This is a genomic window from Streptomyces sp. NPDC004561 (assembly GCF_053602155.1).
The window spans coordinates 1-5,564 of sequence record NZ_JBSGDB010000531.1 but is presented as its reverse complement, the minus strand read 5'-3'; the positions used below and the strand labels follow the sequence as shown (position 1 = coordinate 5,564).

The 5,564-nt window shown below is 60.7% G+C and carries 3 protein-coding genes and 1 pseudogene; 3 read left to right on the top strand and 1 reads right to left on the bottom strand.

The genetic code is table 11. The annotated features are described in order from the left end of the window. The first annotated feature begins 138 nt into the window (after positions 1-138). From ACWEN3_RS39900 to ACWEN3_RS39890, 3 genes are all read left to right on the top strand, one after another. A complete protein-coding gene (locus ACWEN3_RS39900) occupies positions 139-1,617 on the top strand; it encodes an MBL fold metallo-hydrolase (RefSeq protein ID WP_452981665.1) in 1,479 nt (492 codons plus the stop codon). A gap of 2 nt (positions 1,618-1,619) precedes the next feature. Then, positions 1,620-3,029: an MBL fold metallo-hydrolase gene (locus tag ACWEN3_RS39895; RefSeq protein WP_452981662.1), complete on the top strand. Its 1,410-nt coding sequence runs from the start codon at positions 1,620-1,622 to the stop codon at positions 3,027-3,029. Positions 3,030-3,674: 645 nt separating this feature from the next. Continuing rightward, on the top strand, positions 3,675-4,904 hold the full coding sequence (locus tag ACWEN3_RS39890; protein ID WP_452981659.1) for an MFS transporter: 1,230 nt from the start codon (positions 3,675-3,677) through the stop codon (positions 4,902-4,904). Between the two features lie 11 nt (positions 4,905-4,915). On the opposite strand, the pseudogene ACWEN3_RS39885 reads toward ACWEN3_RS39890, so the two are convergent. Beyond that, positions 4,916-5,191, bottom strand: a pseudogene (locus tag ACWEN3_RS39885) (IS110 family transposase); the annotation flags it as partial. Positions 5,192-5,564: the final 373 nt, after the last annotated feature.

The window sequence follows — 5,564 nt, the reverse complement described above, 5'->3', positions numbered from 1 at the left end:
GCCGCTGCTGCCCGGGCTCAAGTTGTTCACCCACCTGCTGCCGCCGGGGGGCGGGGCCGCGGCCTCCTCGCCCCGCGCGCCCCCCCCCCCCCGCCTCATTAATATATCCAAGAGGAAAGTCGACCGAAGAAGGTAAGAATGCAGATCGGGTTCCTGGGACACAACGGATTCGCGGTTGGCGACCAGAGTTCGCCCGTACTGATTGACGCGATACTCTTGCGTCGCTACGGAGATGAGTACACCTCGAGCCCTGTCGAGATCTATCCGCCTAGGACCATTGACCATGCTGCGATGCCTACACCTGCGGCCGTGATCATCAGCCATGAGCACTCCGACCATTTCCACCTGCCCTCGCTGAACAAGATTGACCGTGCTGTCCCCATAGTGGTTGGGCCGACGATGATTGACAGCGTCGTCGCCTTCATCGAGGAGCTCGGTTTCAGTGTCCAGCGAATGGGATTTGGCGAGACCCGTCAGTTCGGCTCGACCCTGGTGACCCTGTACGCGCCGGGCAGGGAAACGGTGCTATGGGAAAGCCGAGTGAGCCAGGTATATGTTCGTGACGCCGCTGACCCTGAAATCGGCGGGGTATTCCTGGGAATCGATGCACTGGTTTCCGAGGACTTCCTCAATGACATCGTCGATGGTGAGATACCCGCTCCGGCCGTGATCGCAGTCAGCAACAACGCGCAAGTCACACCCCGTGGCGTTTTCGGGTCCCTCGACAATCTGAAAAGCCCGCAGATCAGTGAGCACATCGGCCGTCGCACTGGATTCGCTGGCCTGGATATCCTCCAGGGTATTGTCAGTGACACATTGGGCGAGCATCCGACTCTGCAGACGTGTCACGTCCTGATCTGCGGCGGTGGATTTCTCAAGGATTACGAAGCCATGGGTCCCTTCCCCTTCTCTGAGCAGAAAGAGATGGCGGAGATAGCCTCTCGCCTCACTCGATGGATCGACGTGGTGGGACCTGAGCCGGGCGAAATTGTCGATGCGGGCCCCGATGGCATAGACATTGTCGGCAAACTCGGATGGCTGGGAACAGACACGGCACGATTCACCGAGCTCAAGGAAAGGCGCCGCAACTTTCTTTCCGCTGGCGAGTCGATCCCGCTTCGGCAGATTGTTCCGGCAAGCTCTAGGGGCGAAGAAGAAGCCCTCTTTGATGAGATAGAGGTAGAGCTGAGATATCTGGCAGCTGGAATTCTGCTCTCAGACCTCGGCCGTGACCTCGTCAGCGCTGGGAACGGCGGAAAATCCCTGATCAGGCCTCTCGTGCTGAAGTTCCGCTGCATGCATACAGAAGATCGAAGCTACGCCCTTGATCTCACGCAAGGAGGCTTCGTACGGGTAGATGACCTGAGCCTTGACGGAGCTCTGAAGGCGTATCCCTACGGTGTCTACACATGTGCCACGGACTTCGCCGCCGTCGTGCGAGGAGATTTGCAGATCTGGGATGTCGTAGGCATCGCAATGCATTCCTGGTACGAGAGTGAAGCGTTCAGCTCTCCTGTTGCATTTATGTATGATGCATTCGGTGAGCAAGTGCGTCCGGATATCGCCTGCCGTGCTTATGGGCTGCAAATCGACGCGATCAAGCGAGGGGTGGAGTGAAGATGAACGTGACTTTCGTGGGGCAGCAGTCCTGGCTGCTTGAGGTCGCTGAAACTCGTGTTCTGGTGGACCCGGTGCTCAGCTCCTCTTTCGGGAATTCCTCGCAAGTGCGCTTCGAGATCTTCCCGGCCCGTGAGATCGACACGGATGCGCTCCCTGAGATCGACGCCGTCGTGGTGACGAACGAGCATCTCGATCATTTCCACCTGCCTTCGTTGGAGGCCCTGCCGGCGCACATTCCGATTCTGATGCCGCACCTTATGCCAGCCGTATGCGTCTCCGCCTTGCGTGACCTTGGTCGCCAAGTGATCCTGGCTCCACCGCAGGAGGAGCAGGAAGTCGGCAACGCTACTGTCACCTTTGTCGCCGGGCCGGCCCACGTCCCTGTTTGGGAAAGCCGTGTGGCTAGCCTGTACATGAAGGAATCCGGTCGCTCAACTGGCGGTATCTTCGTCCAGTCGGACACCTCCCTCACTGCGTCGCCCACGACGTCCTCCTCCAGCCCGGATGTGGTGATCGCGACGCACAACGCACAAATTGCACCAGCCGGATGCCTTGGCGCCTTCGACAATCTCCTGCCGATTCCGCCCGCGAATCCGCCGGAGACCGCCGGAATCGATCTGCTGTACACCCTGCTGTCGGAAGCTACGACAGCGTTCCCCTCGGCGAAGTGGGTGCTGCTGAGCGGAGGGGGGTACACGCAGGTACCGCAGAAGCATGGCCAGTTCCTCTGGAACGACTTCGCTGAACTGGCTCAAATGGCAAACGTGCTGTCCATCGACACGGAACTCATCGGTCTCCAGCCAGGCGAATCGTTCTCCTTCGGCATTGGTGAGCACCCGGTCTCCGTATCGTGGATCGAGCCGCGCGAATCGACTTTCGAGGTGCGGCCGTCAGACAGTGATTCCCGCGAAGACGTCGACCTGGGCGCCGACCTTCCTCCCTTGTTCGATGCACCGGTTACTGAGCAGGACCAACATTTCCTAGTATCCGAGCTGCAAGCCCTGGCGCCTCTGCTCATGCTGTCGGAACTCGGCAGGTCGCTCGTCCACGCTAATGAGTATCTCGGCAACAAGACGGGGCCCCTGCGATTCGCCTGCCACCTGCGCGGGTTTGGTCCACAGGACGTCACTTGGGCTCTGAACATCAACACTGGTCGATTCGAGCGGACGGACCACAATCTGCGGGACGCCCTGTTCAATGTCCCTTCGGGCATAGATCTCAATGCAGCGGATCTCCTTGCCGTCCTGAGCGGGAGAATCCATATCTGGGAAGTCGCCGTCAGCCGAGCACGGCAGTGGTACACGTGCGACCGACTGGCTAGTCCCGTCAGCTTCCTCTACGGCGCCCTGAGTGAACAAGTCCGCCCAGACCTCGCCGCTCGACTGTACCGATCGTCAGTCAGCGCGTAGTGGCCATCATCGTTGTGGGCCCTCCAGGAGCAGGCAAAACCACCCTTGCCGTATCCCTGGAGGGTCTCCTCCGCAGAGAACTCGTGGGCTTGGACCAAGGGCGGGCAATCCGTTACAGACGGTTCGGCTACACTGCAGCGCGAGCTGATCGCTGGTTCGAAGAAGGTGGAGCACGCGCCCTCCATCGGTATGAATCACGCTTCGAAGTAAGAGCGCTTGGACACGAGCTCGAACACCGCCCTGACGCTCTGATCGACGCAAGCGGTGGCGTGTTGCTGCAGAAAGACCCGGATAATGAACAGCGGCTTGCCGCGTGCCTACTGAAGGCAGATTCGGTGATCCTCGTTCTTCCGTACGCACATGACATTCACCAGTCTAAAAAGGAAACTGAAAGACGATTGGCCGTACGAGCAGAAACCGATCCAGGTACTGCCGAATGGTTGCACAAAGGGGGGCGAGAGCTTCTTTCTGACCTGGTGCTCGCGGCTCACGAGTACCGCTCAGCGGTGGATCACACATTCGACCCTGTGAGCGGTCGCACCTATACAAAGCCTTCGGCGTCGACGACCCCAGATCACACTCTTGTAACCAACTGTCTGCGGACAATTGCCGCCGCTGAGACACACTCTGATTCCTGGTGATCCCATGCTCTCTCTGATTCGAGTTCCTGTTTTCCGGCGTGTGTGGTTCGGGCAGCTCGTCTCCATGATCGGTGACGGCGTCTACACGGTCGCTGTCACGCTCTACCTGCTAGGGCGAAACGATGCTTCCCATGCCCTGGGCACCCTCCTGGGAAGCACGGCGCTAGGCACGGTCCTCGCCCTGACTGTGGGCGGCGCCATCGCCGATCGGAGCCGGCGCTCACTGGTGGTCGTTGCCGCCGATGCTCTCCGCGCAACCGCCATCGGGGGCCTGCTTGTAGCTGGGAGCGACGCGCACCTCTTGAGTCTCGCTGCTGTCGGCACCATTTTCGGCCTGGGTGCCGGCCTGCACCGCCCGGCCTACGCCGCTCTCCTTGCCGAGCTCGGAGGCAGAGAGAAGCGCCGCGAGGTCTCCGCCCTGAGGTCGGCAACAAGCCGATTCGCAGCCGTCCTTGGCCCTGCCCTCGGCGGCTGGATCGCCGCGTCCTGGGACAGCGTCACTGCAATCCTCGTCGACGTCTGCACCTTCGCGATAAGCGTGATAACCCTCGTCGCACTGCGAGAAACCAAGCCTCCAAAAGAGGCTGCCGAGCGTCCCGGTATCCTCCGTGAAGCTGCGGAAGGAGTTGGCTACGTAGTCCGACAACGATGGATGTTCGCCATCATGTTGCAGGGAACTGCACAAGCAGCCCTTGTCGCGGCTCCTGTCGCTGTTCTCCTCCCCTTTGTCACCGGACATCGCGGTGCAGCCTCTCTGAGTATGGTCACCAGCGCCGAAGCACTAGGATCGCTCGCTGCTTCCCTGCTCTCGTCCAGGCTTCGTCCAAATAGACCTGGGGCTGTCGCACTTGGATCGCTCCTGCTGGAGCTTCCTCTGCTCATAGCCATGATGCTGGATTCGACAACGCTTGTGATCGCCGCGTGCAGTGCCATGGCGGGTGCCGGTATGGGTGTATTTGCCGTGATTTGGGGCTCTGCGTTGCAAGAGCGCACGCCAGTCGCAATGCTGGGACGCGTATTTGCTCTCGACTCACTTCTGATGTCCGCCGTCTCGCCGGTCTTCGTGGCCATGGCCGGGTACGCAATCGGAACATTCTCCGTGTCAAGCATCTGTGCTTTTGCGGCCGTTTCCCTGGTTGCGACGGTCGTCGGCGTTCTTCCCTTCCCTGGAGTGCTCAAGCTCGGTGCTGAAACGCCCGTGCACGAGGCTCAGCCAGCACCGCTGAAGGGCTGACAGAGTGTGTCGGCCATGCGGTTGACGGTGTGGGGCACGTAGACGGCCTGTTGGCCGTGGGCTGCCAGCAGTGCCGGCAGCAGGGTGGAGGACCTGCTGGAGATGTCTATCGTCCAGTGCACCTCATCGGCTATGTCCAGGATCTCGCCGAGGGCGGTCAGGATCGCCGACTCGTCATTTTCGAACTTCTTCGACCACAGGGTCGCGTCGGTCTCGTCGCCCACTGCACCCCAGTAATGGCCCTTGCCCGCGTCGATACGGACCCATATCCGGGCCCGCTGTTTGATTACGCGTCCCTCCCGCAGCCGAGTTTCCTGCCGTAGGGTCCATAGGACACCCCTTCGTCCACTCCGTAAACAGCGACGCGTCCCGCGTATTTCGATCAGCGACCAGGGCGTCCGGGAGGGCCGGACGGCCACTCCAGCCGAGCCACGGTCGGCAACCTGCTTTGAGGACACATCCGGCCCTCCCCGGCCCCCGAAGAACTTACGGAGCTGATTTGGTGCGAGTGATCATGGCCCAGTCTTGGGCCGTGATCTTCGAGGCTCGCGCCAGATTGGCCGCCTAAGACGTCATCTCATTTGGTGAGTCTGCGGTAGCAGATGAGGGTGCAGGCGATGCTGGTGAAAGCCAGGAAGTGCTCGGCTTTGCGCTCGTAGC